The sequence below is a fragment of the Nostoc sp. UIC 10630 genome, assembly GCF_010747425.1.
GTDB lineage: Bacteria > Cyanobacteriota > Cyanobacteriia > Cyanobacteriales > Nostocaceae > Nostoc.
Map to the genome: position 1 here is coordinate 1 of NZ_JAAGOG010000080.1, position 20,555 is coordinate 20,555.

The window sequence follows — 20,555 nt, forward strand, 5'->3', positions numbered from 1 at the left end:
CACCCCTGCTCCCCATGCTCCTCTATTCCCCCATCTGGCGGATTTTGTTCGCTAGACATCGCTTTGAGTTTAGATGTAAAAGACTCAGAGCGATCGCTTTTTTCTGGGGTAAATTGCCCAATCGGGGCATGAATAGCAGCAGGCGGCAGCAGTTTTGGCTGTCGTTGAGGATGGCTTGGTGATGGGGGAGGCGGTGAACTTTCTTGTAAAGTTTGCCTTTGGCTAACAGCAGAGGATAGCTGAAGGGTTGCCGAAGAAGCAAATTTTCCAGAAAGGGGAGACTTGAGAACAGTTTTATTGTTCCTAGCTTCCTCTTTGGCTTCTTCCTCAACTAAAGATGTTTTTTGTTCATAACTTTTCAGTTGTAGAGTTGCAGTATTGCTGTTTTGATAGCCGTTACGAATCTTCGCAGGTGGTAATTGAGGACTCGTGACTCTCTCCACAATGGGGTTTCTCTTGACTAGCGGTAAGCTTGGAGCAGGCGATGAGGTTAAGCTTTGGGGAAATTTGCTACAAATCATGCGTTCAAATTCCATATTGAAATGATATGTAGCCTGATCCCGGCGCTGCCAAAATACTAAAATTTGCTGCACCGAAACTGCTTTATAACGGCCTTGATATAGTGCCTCAATTACTGCCAGGTGTAGCCAATTCAGTGGGTATTGCGTTTGCCAACGCTCTACTAGCTCATTGGCACTATAGCCACTGAGATCAAAACTATAATTAATTAATAAAGCGATCGCCAAGTTGGCAGAAGTATCTGGGAGTGTTGTTAACATGGGGCTATTAGCTTTCGGCAATAGGTCTTAAGATTCTTCACCCATCGCATATTAGCCTAGCGTGCTTTTAACTACATGGTTTTTTTCCAATGAGTACAAAGCCGATAAGCAGTGTTTCCTATTCTACTTGTCAACTTCTAGAATGCAACCCTACATAGAATGATTTAATCGCAGATGTTCGCCCAATGGCAACTAATGCTTGATAAACCATTGCTGCAACTTCGGCGCGTGTAGCCAAACGTAAAGGTGCAAGTAGTTGGGGATCTGGGTAATTAACGATGATTTTTTGTTGTGTAGCAGTGGCTACGGCTTTTCGGGCGTAGTCGGGAATGGTATGCCGATCGCTATATACTTCTAAGATATCGCTATCAACAGCTGCTAGTCCCAGTCCGTTTACTAGGGAGACAATCACCTGTAGCCGTTGGACGTGTTGATTGGGGCGAAAAGTGCGATCGCTAAATCCGCCAACAAAGCCACCACTAGCCGCCACTTGGATAGCGCTATAAGCCCAAAAATCCTTGGAGACATCCGTAAAATCGGGTGCTGAGATTTTGGGAAATGGGTTAAAGGCGATCGCTACCAGAGATGCATACTGGGCGCGAGTCATGGGTTGATCTGGCTGGTAGCTACCATCGGCAAAACGATGGGTTAAATCCATGCTTACTAATGCCTGGATAAATGGTTCTGCCCAATGTGCATCTATTTGAACAGGCGCGGGGAGTTTTGGAGATGGGGATGGTGCCGGAGCCTCAGATAAATTAGTGCTAACCGCTACTGGATTGGCTGGGATCAATTCTGCCAACCCCTTGACTAGAGAAGGATTCAAATCATTACCTACGGAAATTAGCTTTTGTTTAGTAGCATTATACAAATCAAATTCATTATTATCACTAAAAATATTATCAGCAGAATCTTGGGTATTGCCTAAATCAGGAATTGCATTGCCATTGACTAATAGACCACCTTGGGTATTTTTAGTAATGAGGTTTTGACGCAGTACAGGTTGGGCGTTGCGAGAAAGTGCGATCGCAGTGCGATTTTCTGATAATTTGTTATTTGCGATCGTCGGAGTAGCAAAGTCACTAATTGCTAGACCTAAAGGGTTTCTTTCAAATAAATTACGCAGTACTTTTCCCTGGCTATGACCTGCTATCACCAACCCGCTAGCAGTATTTTGCACAAATATGTTATCTAAAATTTCGGGTTTGGCTGTGCCAGTGGTAAACACGCCTTCTCGCCCACAGTCCCTCAAAGTATTATTAGCTAAAGTAGGTGCAGCCGATTCAATCCAGATACCAGTACCTTTAGCTGAGGGATTAGTGACAGTCACACCTAAAAGACTGGCATCATCTAGCAAGAGCAGCGTAATATTTTGTATACCAAAGCTGGGACTTTCATACTCACCACTCCCGGAAATTACAATCCCTGCACCTTTGTTTGCTTCGTTGCCCATCACTGTTGTCTCTTCAGGGATAATCAGTGGGAACACCTCACCATTAGCAGCGCTGTAAGTCCCCGGCTCAAGATGAATTATCGTCGGGATTTTGGTTATTTTTAAGGCACGGCTGAGGCTTTTAAACGGACTCAACCGTGAACCAGTATTGGTATCATTCCCTGTCATAGGGTTGATATAGAGTGTGACGACGAGGGTAGAGTTCACCATTGATAGTTGAGAGTCAATTGTTTTAATTATGACAATCATAAATAACACTACTTGTAGCAAACTTTTTGAAAGTAGTATGACTGTGTATAGAAAATATATCCACGTTACTTTTTCTTGCAAGCAGATAATCTCTACACACAAGTTATAGACTCTCATGCAACATTCCGAGTTCTCATCTCGGCCTTTGGTATTCCCAGGTTAAAAGACCACGCTTATCACCCTGACATCTCAGAGAAGAGTCAGAGGAAGTTTATCCCCAAAAATCAGCTTTGAATGTTCTGCACAACCGTTCTTGGCACTACTAACTCCATAATTGCGTCAAGCGTCTTGCAGCTAAATTACTGTATCAGTTTTCCTGGTGTAGCAATTTAACATTTATATGGAATGAAATTTAAGCAATTAGTAACCAGAAGTAATGACAACTAAGTTTTGGGAAAAAGGCATAGGAATTAATGCGACTCTAACCAACTTACTATTAAACCCCGTGCGTAGATGCTTACTTTTATGCCGCAGCAAGTTACGTAAAGCGCCTGATGGAGTTGCGGCTAGTCGCCAGACATCGCCTTTCATTCATCAAGGTTGGTGGCTTTTAAGGAAGCGTCTGCTGCCATTATTATTTTTGATATCATTCGTTGCTGTATTCCTACTCAACAGCTTTGCTCCTGCTATTGCCCAACTGCCTCCTCAACCTCGTCAAGAAATTCGGGGGGTGTGGCTCAGTGGTAACGATTTTAGCGTTTTTCGAAATCGCTCCAAGGTGCAAGCAGCCATGAGCCAACTGCGGAAGTTAAACTTTAACACTGTTTATCCAGTGGTGTGGAACGATGGCTATACACATTACCCCAGTGCCATCATGCAAAAAATGGGTATTCCCTTCTTCTTCAAGGGAACAGATGGACAAGATGTGATTGCAGACATTATCAGCCAAGCGCGCAGAGAAGGACTATTAGCAATACCTTGGTTTGAATTTGGTTTCATGGTTCCCTTAACTTCAGAACTTGCATCCCAGCATCCAGATTGGTTGACACAAAAGCGGGATGGGACTCAAACTTCAATTAGTGCTGCGGGTGAAGTGGCGTGGTTGAATCCGTTTCACCCCGAAGTGCAAAAGTTGCTCACTGAACTCGTGATGGAAGTCATTACTCAATACGATGCTGATGGCGTTCAATTTGACGACCATACGAGTTTACCTGTGGATTTTGGTTACGATAAATACACAATTGCTCTATATACTCAAGAAACCGGTAATCCTCCTCCACCTAATCCCCAAGCCCAAGCATGGAAAAGATGGCGGGCAGATAAAATCACTGCATTCATGGTAAACCTCTACCAAACCGTGAAAGCTCAAAAACCGAACGCTATCTTCTCAGTTTCTCCTGTTGATTCGGAATACGCCTATAAGGTGCAACTGCAAGACTGGCTCAACTGGGTACGGTTGGGTATTGTCGATGAGTTAGTTATGCAGGTGTACCGTAATGATTTGGCAAGTTTCATCAGTCAAATTACTCGCCCAGACATTTTAGAAACCCAAAAAATTATCCCAACAGGTATCGGTATTTTAGCGGGGTTACGAAATCGCCCAGTCTCCATGTCACAAATCCAACCCCAAGTAGAAGCAGCGCAACAACGGGGTTTAGGTATCGGGTTTTTCTACTACGAGAGCCTTTGGGATATTGCGCCTGAACCAGCAGCACAACGCCAGTCAGCATTTGCGGCTCTTTTCCAAAACCCAGCGTTACGCGATATCTCTCAAAATACACCCCGCCAGCCAGCTTTTGATACCATAAGCTTACCTTTGTACACAAAACCTTCCCTCGGTCAACGTGTTCGCGGCTATTTTCTGGAAATGGCGATCGCAAATGGGCAACCAAGACGTATCTTATTAGATACAGGTTCAGCAGGGCTGCGAGTTCCCAAAGAGTTTTTAGGTAATGCTCCTATCCGCAGAACGGGACAAAATATCAAGGAGGTATTAAGTGATGGGACTATCCTGGAAGGAGAATTAGTTTATACGAACATCCGATTTGGTTTGCTTCCCGCCGCAGAACCCGTTCCGGTACAGGTTGTTACCAGTCGTCAATGTACTGCCCAAAAGCCTAATTGTTCAGCAAAGAATGGTGTGCCATTTTCCGGGATTATCGGTGTCAACTATTTTGAAAAGTCACTTCCCTATAATCCGTTGAGAAAATTACCAGGCAATTTGAGTAACGGATTTATTGTTACGGGAAATGGTGGTAATAACAATAATGGCAGCCTAATTCTCGGTTTAACTGCTGATAATCAAGCAGGTTTCAAAATGGCTCCTTGGAGTAAACAAAGCGAAATTAATGGTGTACCTGGTAACAGATGGGACTCTCAATTGAGCAAAGTTTGTTTAACTATTGCTGGGAGTTCTGCTAAAAATCTTTGTAACGGCAAAATGATTGCTGATACTGGAACTATTAATGGTTTGACTGAATTCAAGTCAGCTTCTACAGCAGGTAAGCTCAAACCAGGCGTATTACGTTCAGCGAATGCTGTAAAAGTAGCAATTAATGGCATTTTTGATTACAGCTTGACACCAGGAACCCGCGACGGATTTAATCGCTGGAATTTAAGCATTTCGCCACAATCAGAACTTCCTACATTTGTAAATACTGGCATCGCATTTTTTGATAAATACGATGTCCTCTTTGACCAAGTTAATGGAAGACAGGGTTTTCGCACTCGGAGATAACATGAAAGTAAAGACTTATTCTCTCACCTAATGTTCAAAACTAGTGGTCTGTCCCATTAATGCTGAATAAGTTAATCAGCTTTTCAATTATTTATCCTTTACCTCTTCCTTCTCTGCGAGACGCTGCGCGAATGCGCTCTTTGTGTCCTTCTCTAACGAGACGCTGCGCGATTGCGGTTCGTTCTCTTATCTCTCAAAATTAATGCGATAAACCACTAGTTTTCCTGAACCAGCAAAACTGACTTCACGGGACGCTTGATAAAATTTCCCTCCAAATCAACCTTCCCGTAAAAGGTTTTGCCATTGTAATAAAGCGAAGACGAACTCCCTCCATCCAAATTCATCGCTTTATCAGCACCAAGAGTTTTCATAAAATTAGCTAGTGCTGGCAAGGATATCCCATTAGCACGAGCAGAGAGTCTTTGAGCCACCATAACTAAAACAACGCTGCCATCACGAGTAATGCCTACGGCAGTTCTGGCGTTGGGTTGGTTGCTACCAAGTGCATCTCGTTTATTGGCATTATCTACAAAACCTTCTTTTTCTAAAGTGAGTTCTGGTAATAGGCTTGGCCCTGCGCCTATGGCATCCACTAACTGACAACCGACTGGCTGTGACGCACTGTGCAGCTCAATATCATAGCGAATATTCTGTCCACATGAGTAACGGCGAAATTCTGTGCGATTGAAAATTTGACTTAGGTAAGATTTTAAGCTGGGATTGTTCACCAGGCGATCGTTTTCCTTGGGGTCAGCCACCACCTTTCCTTGTATGACAACATAAGATGTAGTTTTTTGGTTGGCTGGGTCAAAAAAGCCTGCATTCAAGATAGCTACGGCTCTATGTTTTTGGGCAAATTCCTCTACTGTGGCTACCTTTTGTGATAGTGCAGGAGTTACCAAAAATTTGCTATTAGCTGGAATCAACAAAATGTGAGCCATGCCTTGGGGCAAAGTGCGCTCGAAGTAGCGGATAGTTTTTGGTGGTGAAGATGCAACAGTTGATATTGAGGGTGTTGAGGAACGCAAATTAAACCACAACACCATTGCCAAACTAATTAATATCAAAGCCAGTAGTTTGATTTTCCTCACATTTAAACTCACTTGCGGTTAGCTCAAAAAAGTTAATTTAGTTGAAATACTTTAAGCTGAAAAATAAGTGATTAACTTTAATTAGATAATGAATCAGTTAGCCATCTTTTATAACTGATTCCAATTCTGGAGATAGTAAAGATGTGTCTCTAAATGTTGAGGCAGGCAAGTACACTGTAAATTGAGTTCCTCTACCTATCTGACTGTAAACATTGACAAAACCACCGTGATTCTTAATGATACCCAACGCCGTAGAAAGTCCTAAACCTGTACCTTTGCCTACCTCTTTGGTTGTAAAAAATGGTTCAAAAATCCGTTTCTGGACTTCCGACGACATCCCCATTCCGGTATCAGTCACCATGATCGCAACATAAGAACCCACTTTAGCATCAATACTGATCTGGGCAGAATGTTCACCAATCACCAGATTTTCTGCCGCAATCCTCAATTTACCGCCATTGGGCATGGCATCGCGGGCATTAACTACTAAATTTATCAGCACCTGATGTATTTGAGTTATGTCTCCACGAACGTACCACAGGTTTTTAGGGATATCTGCCTGACAAATAATCGATTTGGGGAATGTTTGAGCGACAATTTGCTCAATTTCTGTCATCAAAGGCTGAATTTGCACAATTGTCCGTTTGCCTTCAATACCCCGTGCAAAAGACAATACTTGCTTAAGCAAATTAGCACCGCGTTTCACATTATTTTCTAAAGTTTGCAGTATTTGCTGACTCTGCGAATCGGGCAATTTCTTCTGCAACAGTTGAACTGACATTAAAATTGGGGATAGTATATTGTTAAGATCGTGGACAATACCGCCAGCTAACGTACCTATACTCTCCAAACGTTGCGATCGCAGAAGTTGAGCTTCTAGTTGTTTCTGCTGCGTAATCTCGGTGTTCACACTCAAAATGGACTTAGTTTGTCCATGATCATCTCGGATCAGTATCCACCGACTTTCAACGATAATTACTTTACCTTCCTTTGTCAGTTGATGCAACTCACCCCGCCACTCACCTGTATTCATCACCTTCAAGTAAGCATCTTCTAGCTGTAGTGAAATATCTTTATACAAAAGTTGCAAAACATTCTTACCCACAACTTCCTCAGCCTTCCAGCCGTAAAGACGTTCAGCACCTTGATTCCAAAACAATATTTGGTTGTGGATATTTCGTACCAAAATACCCTCAGTTGATACATCCAGCAGCAATCCTTGTTCACGGATTTTCTGTTCTGCCTGTTTTTGCTGGGTTATGTCTCGCATCAGTGCCAAATGAATGAATGTACCATCAGATTCGTTACGCAGTGGTACAGCATAAGTTTCCATGTAGCGACGAGTACCTTTAAATCCGACAATTTCAAACTCCAAAGTCCCCTTCTTACCTTTGCAGATACTTTTATGCAAGTCGGCAAAAGCTGCTCTATACTCTGGCACAATTACGGCATCAATTGGTTTACCAATCAATACATCAGGACTTTCTACTTCCATCATTGCCAATCCTTCTGCATTAATTTCTAAAAGGGTGCCATCCCTAGCAATCAACTTAATACATTCTGGTTCTGCATCTATCATGGCTCGTAAACGGTTTTCGCTTTGGCGTAGGGCCAGTTCCGTCTGCTGAAGTTGCCTGATATAACGCCATAACAAATCATACAGCAGCGCCACCAGCACCAAATCCACAATCGCAGCGATAAAAAATGTGACTATCGCCTTTTGGGAACTTGCTTGCGACTGCTGCATTCCCTGCTGTAATAGTTTTTGCTCTACCTCTAAAGAGTCGTAAATCAGCTGTTGAATTTCTTTGCTGCTTTGGTTATCTTTATCAGATAATATTCGCTGACGAACTGCTTCAAACCCTTGGTTTTGTCTGAGATAAATCTCTTGTTGTAGAATGTTGAGCCTACTGGTAATTTTCGGCTCCAACAAAGAAATCCACTGCTGCTTTTGATGGTTGTCGGCAGTTAATTTACGAAGAATCTGAATATGGCGATTAATTTGTTGATAAGCTGCAAGATAAGTTTTTAGATCATCTGCATCTGCTGTAATTAGATAATTACGTTGTGCAGTTTCAGTATCTTTGAGTAGAGATTGGATACTTTCAACTTGGGTAATAACTTTATATGAGGATGTCACCCGTTGCTGGTTGTGAATCAGCTTAACAGTGTTGTTATAAGAGACTACAGCATTAGTAAATACAACTGCCAATGCTAAAACGAATATTGCTTTTAGTTTTTGAACTCTATACCATTTTTTGACCATGCGTTCGCCCTTTCTGCCGCAGATGCCCTCCATCAGTTAAAATTAAACATTAAAAACAAATACTGAGAATAATTTAAGGATTTTAATAACACAAGTAAGAAATTACAATCTGTTATAGTCGTAAATATCTGGATTTTTTGGGATGATGATTTATACATAATAGTCACAAATAAATCCGCTAATTTTTAAGATAAATTCATTTTTACAGTAATTTGGGCAATGCAGTTTAATCAGATAAGTTTTCTATTAACAGAGAGTAGGCAATAATACCAAAAATGGCTAATGACCAAACTACCACGTTGCATTGTCTGCAAGACAACTTTTTTACAGGGTCATAGCTTTTACACTGGACTCTGTGTTGAATGTGGAAATCTTAACTTCAGCAAGCGTCAGCAAAGTGCTGATTTACGGGGTATGATTGCCGTTGTCACAGGAGCCAGGGTAAAGATTGGTCATGGGGTAGCATTGAGACTGTTGCGAGATGGTGCGACTGTGATTGTAACAAGCCGTTTTCCCCATGACGCGGCTAAAAGGTACGCAGCAGAGCCAGATTTTCGAGAATGGCAACATCGGTTGCAAATTTACGGACTCGATTTGCGCCATCTCCACAGTGTTGAGCAATTTACCCAACACATTTGTAAGTTTTACCAGCGACTCGACATTATTATCAATAATGCGGCGCAAACAGTGCGTCGTCCGCCAGCGTTTTATCATCATTTAATTGAGTTTGAATCACTGTCTTTTGGGGAACTACCTCCAGAAATACAGGTGTTAGTAGACCATAATCATGCGGTGAACCCTGAAAATTCTGCACTATTAGCTAGTACAGAAGAAAAAGAAGCCACATTTACCAAAAATTCTGCTTTCCTGTCCCAAATTCCTTTGATTCCCGAAGACATCGGAGATAATTCGGCTGATTTCCCTCTAGAAGGGTATACCGATGATGAGCAACAACTTGACTTGCGTCCCTTTAATAGCTGGCTGATGAAGGATGATGAAGTCAGTATTTTAGAATTATTGGAAGTGCATATAATTAATGCGATCGCTCCATTTGTCATTAACAGTAGACTCAAGCGATTAATGAGCAACTACAAAGAAACTAATAAATACATCATTAATGTTTCTTCAATGGAAGGGCGATTTAACGATGTTGACAAACCTTGGCGACATCCCCACACCAATATGGCCAAGGCTGCTCTCAATCAAATGACCCGTACTTGTGCCAAAGAATATGCCAAACATCGTATTTTTATGAATGCAGTAGACCCTGGATGGATTAGCTTCCAACACCCCTATCATCAAGCAAAATCCATGCAAGAACGTGGCGTTTATCCTCCCTTTGATGTCAATGATGCTGCTGCACGCATTTGTGACCCAATTTATCTAGGAATTAACCAAGGTAAAACACCTTTTGCTAGATTATTTAAAGACTATACAGAAATAGACTGGTAATTTATGGCAGTGTAGCTTAATGGTAAAGCGTCCGCCGTTCAACGCGAAAGACAGCCGTTCGATTCGGTTCGCTGCCCCAGCAACGTAGTTCAAAAAGTAGAATTCCTTGGAGTATACCAGGAGATACGGGTGCAATTCCCGTCGTTGCCCTTTTTGCGAGAGTAAAATGGTGAGTCTGTTTAATCAAAAATCTAAAACCCACCCCTAAATACCCCAATAAGTTGGCAGATTTTAATTATTGACACGATCCACACAATATGTTAATAATTATAGTTTGTGGAAACTTTACTTCTTAATATAAGCTCTTGGCTAACGTCATTGTCATAGGTGCCCAATGGGGCGATGAAGGAAAAGGTAAAATAACTGACTTACTCAGCCGTTCCGCAGATGTTGTGGTGCGTTACCAAGGGGGTGTCAATGCTGGACACACGATTGTTGTTAAAGGTCAGACCTTTAAACTACACTTGATTCCCTCTGGTATTTTGTATCCAAATACCGATTGTATTATCGGCTGTGGAACAGTAATCGATCCACAGATTTTGATTGCAGAACTCGACCAACTAAAAGAACTAAATATTTCCACTGACCACCTGCTGATATCTGAGACAGCCCACGTAACGATGCCTTATCATCGGTTGATTGACCAGGCATCTGAAGAACGACGGGGAAGCCATAAGATCGGAACAACAGGTCGGGGCATTGGGCCGACTTATGCTGATAAATCTGAACGTACAGGCATCCGAGTTTTAGACTTGATGAACCCGGATGAGCTACGTGAGCAGTTAGAGTGGACGATTAATTATAAAAACGTCATTTTAGAAAAGCTTTACAACTTGCCGCCTCTAGATCCACAAGAGGTTATTGAGCAGTATTTGGGGTATGCAGAACGTTTGCGACCTCACGTTGTTGATACATCGTTAAAAATATCCGATGCGATTCAGCGACGGCGCAATATTTTGTTTGAAGGCGCACAAGGTACGCTCCTTGACTTAGATCATGGAACTTATCCTTATGTCACCTCCTCTAATCCTGTTGCTGGGGGGGCTTGCGTTGGTACAGGGGTAGGGCCGACAATGATTGACCGGGTAATTGGCGTGTCGAAAGCCTACACAACGCGGGTGGGAGAGGGGCCATTTCCCACGGAATTGGATGGAGAGTTAGGAGAATTGTTGTGCGATCGCGGTGCCGAATTTGGCACAACCACCGGACGCAAACGGCGCTGTGGCTGGTTTGATGCGGTCATTGGTCGCTATGCCGTGCGGATTAATGGCATGGATTGTATGGCGCTGACCAAACTGGATGTCCTCGATGAATTAGAGGAAATTCAAGTTTGTGTAGCTTATGACATAGATGGTCAACGTAGCGAACACTTCCCCACCAGTTCTCGTCAATTTGCGAGATGTCGCCCCATCTACAAAACCTTACCAGGGTGGAAAGTGTCAACAACTGAATGCCGCACCCTGGAAGACTTGCCACAGCAAGCACTGGACTATCTAAAATTCCTCGCTGAATTAATGGAAGTCCCGATCGCGATCGTCTCACTAGGAGCAAGCCGCGATCAAACAATAATCGTAGAAGACCCCATCCACGGGCCCAAACGCGCTTTATTGCAGGCTGACGGCACACCTGCTACCTTGCTAAGTGCGTAAATTAGTCATTGGTCATTAGTCATTGGTCATTAGTAAATGACAACTGACAAATGACAAATGACAAATGACAACTGACAACTGACAAAGGACAACTTCTATGGCTATTACAGTCGAATCTCTAAAACGTCCAGAAGGCAGCAAGCCAAGAGCTTTGCGCCGTTCTGGATTGATACCTGCCAATTTGTATGGTCATAAGGGTACAGAGTCCATTTCTTTGACCATTGAGGCTAAAACTGTTGAACGTTTGCTCAAAAGAGTTTCAGTCAACAATACCTTAATTGAATTAAACATTGCTGATGCACCTTGGCGCGGCAAAGCTTTATTGCGGGAACTTCAGATCCATCCAGCAAAAGGTACACCTTACCACCTCAGCTTTTTCGCGGTTGCTGGTCACGGCGATACTACTGTAGAAGTGCGCCTGCGTTTTGTGGGAACTGCTGTTGGTGTTAAACAAGAGGGTGGTGTGTTAGACACCGTAATCACCGAATTGCAAGTAAGTTGTGCGCCAGAAAACATCCCAGATGTAATTGAAATCGATGTCACTAACCTGCAAATTGGAGACAGTTTGAGTATTAGTGATATACCTTTTCCTGAAGGTGTAACACCTCTAGCTGAATCGGAAAGACTTGTTGTGAGCGTTTTGCCACCGCAAATTAGTGCTGATGATGCTGGCATAGAAACTGAAACAGCTTCTTAAGCTAAATAAACTGTGTAATAATTTCTGATGATACCAGGGGGAAACTCCTGGTTTTTTTGTATTTGAACCGGAGAGGCGCAGAGAGCGCAGAGGACAGAGATGACAGAAGCGACTCTTCCAGCCTTAATTCAGCAAATGTTGCAGCCTGGATTTTATCCCCATGCGGTAACAGAACCCATTGAACTAATTCAAACTCACGTTTCTTATGTGCTGCTGACTGGGGATTACGCTTATAAGCTGAAAAAACCTGTGAATTTTGGCTTTTTGGACTTTTCCACCTTAGAGAAACGGCAGCATTTTTGTCAAGAAGAGTTGCGGTTAAATCAGAGGGGTGCTGGTGAACTATATTTAGAAGTTTTGCCTATAACTTTGGTAGGGGAGCAATACCAGTTAGGGGGAACTGCTGAGGCTGTAGAATACGTGCTGAAAATGCGGCAGTTTCCTCAAGAGTCGCTACTGAGTACGCTTTTTGAACAGGGTAAGTTAGATGAGACACGCCTAGATAAGTTGGGACGGGTAGTAGCTCAATATCATGCCGAAGCACAGACGAATGATTACATTCGCAGTTTCGGTGAAGTGCTAAAAGTCCGCGCTGCCTTTGATGAGAATTATCAGCAAACTGAGAATTATATTGGTGGCCCCCAGACTCAGGAACAATTTATAGAAACAAAGCAATATACAGATAAGTTTTTTGCCGAACGTTCAGAATTATTTGCTAGTAGAATTCACAACAATTATATTCGTGAATGCCACGGGGATTTACACCTGAGAAATATTGCCCTGTGGAACGACAAAATCTTGCTGTTTGATTGTATTGAGTTTAACGAGCCGTTTCGTTTTGTCGATGTGATGTATGATGTGGCGTTCACGGTGATGGATTTGGAAGCACGGCAACGCAAAGACTTAGGTAATGCGTTTTTGAATGCCTACATAGAGCAAACTGGAGACTGGGAAGGTTTACAAGTGCTGCCTTTATATTTAAGTCGTCAGGCTTATGTCAGGGCTAAGGTGACATCATTTTTGCTAGATGATCCAGGTGTACCCGCGGCGGTAAAGGAAGAGGCGACAAAAACCGCCAGTGAGTATTACAAACAGGCTTGGGAGTACACTAAACCAAAAGTTGGAGAGCTAATTTTGATGTCGGGGTTGTCGGGTTCTGGCAAAAGTACCACAGCAAGGCATTTAGCTCGTCAACAGGGAGCGATTCACCTGCGTTCTGATGCGGTGCGGAAACATTTAGGAGGAATTTCCCTGTGGCAAAAAGGTGGCGATGATTTGTATACGCCTGAGATGACTGAGAAAACCTACACAAGGCTGCTGGAATTGGGAATTATCCTGGCTAAACAAGGTTTTTCAGTGATTTTGGATGCCAAGTATGATAAACAGCATTTACGGCAAGAAGCGATCGCTCAAGCTACAAAACACGAAATTCCCCTTCAGATTATCCAATGCACAGCACCGCTAGAAGTTCTAAAAGAGCGTCTGAACAACCGCACAGGTGATATTGCTGATGCTACCGCCGATTTATTAGCCTCACAAATCAAACAAGCCGAACCTTTCACTGAACAAGAACAAGTCTACGTAAAGATTTTGGATACAACTCAATCACAAGAGGCACAATTAAAATAATTCGTAATTCGTAATGACGCTCTCTAGGAGACGCTGTGCGTATCTTGCTTCCTCATAGAGGTCGCGGACTTGCTAGCGCTATGCTAACGTAATTCGTAATTGAATCGAAAATTACGAACTACGAATTGGTATCTAGTTGATAGCCTTTTTTTACTATATGGCAGACAAAAAGAACGACTTTTTGAGTATTTCTCCCAGCTTCTTTTCTCAGTTGTTGTTTGGGGCATTTTTAACATTTATATTAATAATGACCGGCTCCGCGCCAGCCCTAAGTATCTTCTTAGGAATCATGGGCGGTTTCATCCTCAGTTGGATCACCAATGTAACCGATAATAGCCCCCAAGCACCAAATGTAGCCTCCTCTGATGGTGTTGATACAGGACTAAAATACTGGTTATTTTTCATGCTTGGCTTTGTATATTTAGGCTATCCAGCACCCACGAGTATCTTGCTGGGTGGAATAGGCGCTTTAGCTGGAGGCTGGATTACTGCTTGGTGGGGAAGTAAGGAAGAAACTAGAACTCAGTTGCAAGTTGAAGAATTAGAAGAGGGCGAAGTTGAACCAACAAACGACAGAATCAACAAACGGCAAACAAGAAGAAACACCCGCCGTTACCGTCGCGCTCCTGGAAGTAGTATCAATTTCAAGTTTTGGGAAAGGTAGTAATTTGGGAATTGGGAATCCCTTCCCTGCGAGACGCTATGCGAACGGCTTCTCTACGAGACGCTACGCGTTAGCGGAGCTTTCGCTTTAGCGATACGCTCAGGGCAAGTGGGAATTGGGAATTGGGTATTAGTCAATAATCAATAGTTATCTTTACCCTGCTTCGTTCTCAGTTCTTATTGCCTATTGCCTATTGCCTATTCCCCATTCCCCATTCCCCAGTACCTGCTATGGTCTTTGGATAATCGTTTCTAATACCCGACGCTTGGCTTTGGGGTCAATACCAATTAAGCGCACATATTCACCTTGGTATTCGCCAAGGTGTGCTTCTACGGCGGCGATCGCTTCTCTTTCTGAGGAGGCTTGGATCTGACCGGTACTCGTCCAGGAACCTGTACGGAACCGCCGTTGGTCTACGTGTTCAAGGCTAATTTTGGAGCCGCCAGCCAATAATTGTCGGAGTTGGCCTACAACTTCAGCACTCAAGCGGGTACTGGTAGCTGTTGCTGTAGCTGTAGCAGAAGGCGCACTGCTAGTAAATGATTTCTGACTGCCAGAGGAGGCTACTTGGTCATTTGGACGTTGGATAATCGTTTCTAATACCCGACGCTTGGCTTTGGGGTCAATACCAATTAAGCGCACATATTTCCCTTGGTATTCACCAAGGTGTCCTTCTACGGCTGCGATCGCTTCTCTTTCTGAGGAGGCTTGAATTTGACCGGTACTAGTCCAGGAACCTGTACGGAACCGTCGTTCGTCTACGTGTTCAAGGCTAATCTTATACCCACCAGCCAATAATTGCCGGAGTTGGTCTACTACTTCAGTACTCAAACGGTTACTGGTAGCTGTTGCCGTAGCACTTCCAGAGCCTCCACTGCTGCTAGTAAATGATGATTTCTGACTACCAGAGGAGGCTACTTGACCATTTGGACGTTGGATAATCGTTTCTAATACCCGCCGTTTGGCTTTGGTATCAATGCCGATTAAACGCACATACTCGCCTTGATGGCTTTGTATACATTCTTCCAAGCCGGAAATTACTTGATTTATGGAAGTTGCTTCAATTGGCTTGCAGCTAGTCCAGGAACCAGTACGGAAACGGCGCTCGTCTACGTGTTCCATGCCAATTTTGTAACCACCTGCCAAAAGTTGGCGGATTTGCTCTACAGTTTCGCCATTGACTTTGCCACTGCTAGAGCCGTTACCGTTACCATTACCATTACTGCTGTAGCTGCCATTGCTATGACTACTAGCCGGAGCCTTAAAATTGGTAGCTGGTTTAAAATCACTATCCGGGCGTTGGATGATGCTTTCTAACACACGTCGTCTATCTTTGTCAATACCAAAAAGGCGGACATACTCTCCGCTATGGTCACTTACACAGCTTTCTAATGCTGCGATCGCTTCACCGATGGATCTCGGTTCAATTGGTTGGCAACTAGTCCAAGAACCCGTGCGGAACCGTCTCTGGTCTACGTGTTCTGTACCAATCTTATACCCTTGTTCCAATAGATAGCGCAACTGCTCTATTGTTTCTGCACCCAAGCTATTGCTCGCCACTTCACTACTCCTTTCCAACTCTAAAACAGTAATACCATTACCTGTATAAGATTTAGCGTTCTCATCCCGAATGGGTGCTATACATTTGCTATCCGCAGCACAAAGATAACCAGCTCGTAGCGCCTGATTAATCCCAACCACATGATGAGCAAATTCCTTATCTTGATCTTGCACATCTGGCAAGCGGTCAGCTTGCTGCTGGCTAGTAATTACCGCTCCCGAAGGTACATATTTACCTGGGGGAATTTCTACGTCTTGAATCAAAGCGTGCATCATCACGATGCAACCTGCACCTACCCTGGCATTAAACACTGTAGAGCGAAAGCCAATGAAGGAATTATCGCCTACATAAGCTGGCCCGTGAATTAGAGCCATGTGGGTAATGCAAGCATTTTTACCTACCCATACCGAGTATTTCTCTTGGTCATCACCAATTACTCGACCTTGCTCTAACCCATGAATGACCACACCATCTTGAATATTAGTGTTTTCACCAAGATAAAAAGGTGTGCCTTCATCCGCTCTAATCGTAGTCCCCGGAGCAACGATTACATTTGCACCTATTCGTACATCCCCAATCAGATTGGAGAATGAATGTACAAAAGCAGTTTGATGGATTTTGGGTTCAGCTAAATTCCTTGACCACGGAGTTGGGGGTGCTGCCGTGCTGCGGACTGCCATTGCGAGATTCCTCCTATATTGTCATAAGTCATTTGTCCGTTGTCATTTTTCCTTTGTTGTTCACTAATGACCAATGACCAATGACCAATGACTAAATGACTATCGATATTGATCTTTTTTGCTGTAAATCATGCGATCTTCAACATAAATTGTATCTATGATCGCCACTACCACTGCATCTAGTGGTCGCTGTTCGTTGCCAATAACTTGACGAGCAACACTGCCACGACTGACAAGTACCCACTCATCTACACCTGCTCCCACACTATCTGCTGCTACCTCATATTGTGGGAGGATGTTTCCGTCTTCATCTACAAATTGTAACAACAGTAGTTTCACACCTCTTAGACTTGGATCTTTTTGGGTGCTAACTACTGTGCCGCGAACTTTGGCGACTTGCATTACAAATTACGGTCTTCTACCGAAAGGACGAATTGCGTTCACATTTTCCCGGAATTGCTCTACGTCTTCTGTATAACGAATTGGTAGGACGTATTCCAAGTTTTCGTGAGGACGAGCAATGATGTGAGTAGACAGCACTTGTCCACCATTGACTCGCTTCACTGATTCAACACCTGCGGCTACGGAAGCTTGCACTTCCGAAACGTCACCCCGGACAATTACTGTAACTCGACCACTGCCGATTTTTTCATACCCGACTAGAGTCACACGAGCAGCTTTCACCATCGCATCAGCAGCTTCCACTACTGCTGGAAAGCCCAGCGTTTCAACCATTCCTACTGCAATTGACATTAGTTTTAATCCCTATTTAAAGTTTTTAGCCTTGGACAAAAGTGATGCTCAAAAAAGCAAAGAGCGTTAATTACTTTGTTTAAACAGCTTTTAGGTACGGAACTGTTCCACAGCTTCGGTGTAACGAATCGGCAAGACGTATTCCAGGTTCTCGTGAGGACGAGCAATGATGTGAGTGGACAACACTTCACCACCAAATACTCTTTTTGCCGCTTCAACCCCAGCAGCTACAGAAGCTTGCACTTCCGATACATCTCCCCGAACTATCACGGTGACGCGAGCGCTACCAATTTTTTCATACCCTACTAAGGTGACACGGGCGGCTTTCACCATCGCATCAGCAGCTTCCACAACTGCTGGAAAGCCTTTCGTTTCAATCATTCCAACTGCAATTGGCATCGCAGAACTCCTACAAAATTAATGCAATCTGTACTGTCGTTTGAATTTTTTGACGGGGAGAGCCTGATCTTATAGCTAAGAAAACACTTCCAAATTAAGCATAGGAAAGCTTGGCGTTCCTGGCAATATAAATTACTATAATAGTTTATGATAAGAAAGTTTTAAAAAACTTAACAAATATTTATCTAGGCTTTTGAGCAATTAAAGTTTACTGAATTACTTGAGCAGCCACTTATGCTTTATAATTTCTTTATCACATTTACAAAACGACATTCATAACCAAGACTAATTCTATCTGGTGAGGGAAGAGCGGCGGCTGTATCTTTTACTGTATCTATCTTTCCTCGAATTTTGCTGGATGTACAACGACTAGGTGAAAAGTATATAATCTTTTCAAATATATCGTATAAATTACTCTGCTCAAAGTAGAAATACAAATGTAAAAACAGAGGTTAGGTTAAGGCAAGTAAATGCTTTTGCGTATGTAAAGTTATATTTTATCAAAGTTTAGTAGGGGAAAGTAAAGTAAAAATACTTTGGATAGTTTAGTTTAAACAATAGTAAAAAAATGTTGATATTTTACTAAATTTATTTTTTAAATAAATAATTGTTTGAAAGATTTTTTAAAATAAAGGCTGAGTCATAAAGGTAAATTTAAATGGATCAATTTCTATTTTCAACAAGTTGGTTTGTGCCTTTATATAGCTTATTAGGTGCAATTTTGACGTTGCCCTGGGGAATAGGAATAATTCAGCGAACAGGGCCAAGACCTGCGGCATACATAAACTTGTTGACAACTGTTGTGGCCTTTGTCCATAGTCTATTTGTATTTAAAAATATCTGGGATAGAGAACCAGAAAATCTACTGGTGTCGTGGTTTAAAGCTGCTGATTTAGACTTATCTTTTAGCTTGGAACTCTCACCAGTCAGTATTGGGGCAACAGTTTTAATTACAGGTTTAAGCTTACTGGCACAAGTTTACGCTCTGGGTTACATGGAAAAGGACTGGTCGCTGGCGCGTTTTTTTGCGTTGCTAGGATTTTTTGAAGCAGCGTTGACTGGTCTAGCAATCAGCGATTCTTTGTTTCTCAGCTATGCCCTTTTAGAAGTTCTGACACTTTCGACTTACTTGCTAGTGGGATTCTGGTATGCTCAACCGCTAGTAGTGACGGCGGCGCGAGATGCGTTTTGGACTAAACGGGTAGGAGACTTGTTGCTGCTGATGGCTGTGGTGACACTTTCCACCTTGTCCGGTAGTTTGAACTTTTCGGATTTATATGAGTGGGCGCAAACAGCTAATTTAAGCCCAGTCACATCAACATTGCTGGGGTTGGCGTTAATTGCTGGGCCGGCTGGAAAATGTGCCCAATTCCCACTGCACCTGTGGTTAGATGAGGCGATGGAAGGGCCCAATCCTGCTTCGGTAATGCGAAACTCGCTGGTAGTCGCTGGTGGCGCTTATTTACTGTATAAATTTCAACCATTGTTAGCACTGTCGCCAGTTGCCTTGAATGCTTTGGTAATCATGGGTACAGTAACGTCAATTGGGGCGACATTAGTATCTATAGCTCAAATTGACATTAAGCGATCGCTATCTCATTCCACCAGTGCATACATGGGATTAGTGTTTTTAGCGGTAGGGTTGCAGCAAGGGGGTGTGGCCTTGATGTTGCTGTTAACTCATGCGATCGCTAAAGCATTATTATTTATGAGTTCCGGTTCAGTCATCTTAACTACCCAAAGCCAAGACTTAACAGAAATGGGCGGACTTTGGTCACGGATGCCAGCCACCACCACCGCCTTTATTGTCGGTTCGGCGGGGATGGTAACACTTCTACCATTGGGAAGCTTCTGGGCAATGCTAGGATGGGCAGACGGTTTCGTGAATATTAGCCCTTGGGTGATTGGGGTTTTATTATTGGTCAATGGCTTGACAGCATTGAACTTAACTAGAGTATTCAGATTAGTCTTCTGGGGAAAACCGCAACAAAAGACCCGACGCACGCCAGAAGTTGGTTGGCAAATGGCCTTCCCGATGGTGACTCTCACAGTCTTGACTCTGCTTTTACCTTTGATGTTACAGCAATGGTACTTACTACCAGATTGGGAAAGTATTAATTGGTATGTAGCATTAGCGTTGTTTTCTTCTACTGTGCTGGGAGTAGTTATCGGTTCTACAGTTTATCTGCACAAAGCTTGGTCACGATCTAGATTCTTGGCGTGGAGATTTGTGCAAGACTTATTAGGTTATGATTTTTATATTGACCGAGTTTATCGCGTAACGGTGGTGAGTGCAGTCGCACTGCTATCTAGAATTTCTGCTTGGAGCGATCGCTATTTAGTCGATGGTCTAGTAAACTTAGTTGGGTTTGCGACGATTTTTGGCGGACAAACTTTAAAGTACAGCATTTCTGGGCAATCTCAGGGCTATATGTTGACCATCCTTGCAGTTGTCAGCGTCCTGGTTTTCTTTATCGGCTGGTCATCGGGTTTACTAGATAAATTGCCTTTTTAAAGATATTGTCATTGGTCATTTGTCATTTGTGATTGGGTAAG

Annotated in this window: 15 protein-coding genes and 1 tRNA gene; 8 read left to right on the top strand and 8 right to left on the bottom strand. The window is 43.1% G+C overall.

Translation table 11 applies throughout. The annotated features are described in order from the left end of the window. Together G1O98_RS19015 and G1O98_RS19020 are read right to left on the bottom strand one after the other, a co-directional pair. A partial coding sequence (locus G1O98_RS19015) for a hypothetical protein (RefSeq protein ID WP_163930560.1) occupies window positions 1-779 on the bottom strand: 779 nt, incomplete at its 3' end. A gap of 130 nt (window positions 780-909) precedes the next feature. Beyond that, the gene (locus tag G1O98_RS19020; RefSeq protein ID WP_163930599.1) at window positions 910-2,442 is read right to left on the bottom strand and encodes a DUF1565 domain-containing protein; all 1,533 of its coding nucleotides are present in this window, start codon (window positions 2,440-2,442) and stop codon (window positions 910-912) included. Window positions 2,443-2,857: 415 nt separating this feature from the next. Between G1O98_RS19020 and G1O98_RS19025 the strand changes: the two genes are divergently transcribed. Further along, window positions 2,858-5,158, top strand: a complete 2,301-nt coding sequence (locus G1O98_RS19025; RefSeq protein ID WP_175586761.1) for a glycoside hydrolase family 10 protein — start codon at window positions 2,858-2,860, stop codon at window positions 5,156-5,158. A gap of 215 nt (window positions 5,159-5,373) precedes the next feature. On the opposite strand, the gene G1O98_RS19030 is transcribed toward G1O98_RS19025, so the two are convergent. Beyond that, window positions 5,374-6,249, bottom strand: coding sequence for a phosphodiester glycosidase family protein (locus tag G1O98_RS19030; protein WP_163930562.1), 876 nt, complete (start codon window positions 6,247-6,249; stop codon window positions 5,374-5,376). Window positions 6,250-6,346: 97 nt separating this feature from the next. Then, a complete protein-coding gene (locus G1O98_RS19035; protein WP_243458477.1) occupies window positions 6,347-8,548 on the bottom strand; it encodes a PAS domain S-box protein in 2,202 nt (733 codons plus the stop codon). 249 nt (window positions 8,549-8,797) lie between these two features. Between G1O98_RS19035 and G1O98_RS19040 the strand changes: the two genes are divergently transcribed. From G1O98_RS19040 to G1O98_RS19065, 6 genes are all read left to right on the top strand, one after another. Then, on the top strand, window positions 8,798-9,967 hold the full coding sequence (locus tag G1O98_RS19040; RefSeq protein ID WP_163930567.1) for an SDR family NAD(P)-dependent oxidoreductase: 1,170 nt from the start codon (window positions 8,798-8,800) through the stop codon (window positions 9,965-9,967). A 5-nt stretch (window positions 9,968-9,972) separates the two neighbouring features. Continuing rightward, window positions 9,973-10,044, top strand: a tRNA-OTHER gene (locus G1O98_RS19045). Between the two features lie 228 nt (window positions 10,045-10,272). Then, window positions 10,273-11,616 (top strand): adenylosuccinate synthase, encoded by a 1,344-nt coding sequence (locus tag G1O98_RS19050; RefSeq protein ID WP_163930569.1) that lies wholly within the window; start codon window positions 10,273-10,275, stop codon window positions 11,614-11,616. Window positions 11,617-11,713: 97 nt separating this feature from the next. Beyond that, window positions 11,714-12,313, top strand: a complete 600-nt coding sequence (locus G1O98_RS19055) for a 50S ribosomal protein L25/general stress protein Ctc (RefSeq protein ID WP_163930571.1) — start codon at window positions 11,714-11,716, stop codon at window positions 12,311-12,313. 99 nt (window positions 12,314-12,412) lie between these two features. Next, a complete protein-coding gene (locus G1O98_RS19060) occupies window positions 12,413-13,942 on the top strand; it encodes an AAA family ATPase (protein ID WP_163930572.1) in 1,530 nt (509 codons plus the stop codon). A 157-nt stretch (window positions 13,943-14,099) separates the two neighbouring features. Further along, window positions 14,100-14,606 carry a hypothetical protein gene (locus tag G1O98_RS19065; protein ID WP_012407394.1) on the top strand — a complete coding sequence of 169 codons (507 nt, stop codon included), beginning with the start codon at window positions 14,100-14,102 and terminating at the stop codon, window positions 14,604-14,606. 228 nt (window positions 14,607-14,834) lie between these two features. Here the strand turns inward: G1O98_RS19065 and G1O98_RS19070 are convergent, their stop codons facing one another. The 4 genes from G1O98_RS19070 to G1O98_RS19085 all read right to left on the bottom strand — a co-directional run bounded on the left by G1O98_RS19070 (window position 14,835) and on the right by G1O98_RS19085 (window position 17,999). Next, on the bottom strand, window positions 14,835-16,847 hold the full coding sequence (locus G1O98_RS19070) for a ribulose bisphosphate carboxylase small subunit (RefSeq protein WP_163930575.1): 2,013 nt from the start codon (window positions 16,845-16,847) through the stop codon (window positions 14,835-14,837). Window positions 16,848-16,946: 99 nt separating this feature from the next. Continuing rightward, a complete protein-coding gene (locus G1O98_RS19075; RefSeq protein ID WP_012410634.1) occupies window positions 16,947-17,249 on the bottom strand; it encodes a EutN/CcmL family microcompartment protein in 303 nt (100 codons plus the stop codon). 6 nt (window positions 17,250-17,255) lie between these two features. After that, entirely contained in the window at window positions 17,256-17,600 is a 345-nt protein-coding gene (locus G1O98_RS19080) for a BMC domain-containing protein (protein WP_010995041.1), read from the bottom strand. A 90-nt stretch (window positions 17,601-17,690) separates the two neighbouring features. Beyond that, window positions 17,691-17,999 (bottom strand): carbon dioxide-concentrating mechanism protein CcmK, encoded by a 309-nt coding sequence (locus G1O98_RS19085; RefSeq protein WP_012410633.1) that lies wholly within the window; start codon window positions 17,997-17,999, stop codon window positions 17,691-17,693. A 658-nt stretch (window positions 18,000-18,657) separates the two neighbouring features. Here G1O98_RS19085 and G1O98_RS19090 point away from each other — a divergent pair. Continuing rightward, entirely contained in the window at window positions 18,658-20,514 is a 1,857-nt protein-coding gene (locus tag G1O98_RS19090; RefSeq protein WP_163930577.1) for an NAD(P)H-quinone oxidoreductase subunit F, read from the top strand. Window positions 20,515-20,555 lie beyond the last annotated feature (41 nt).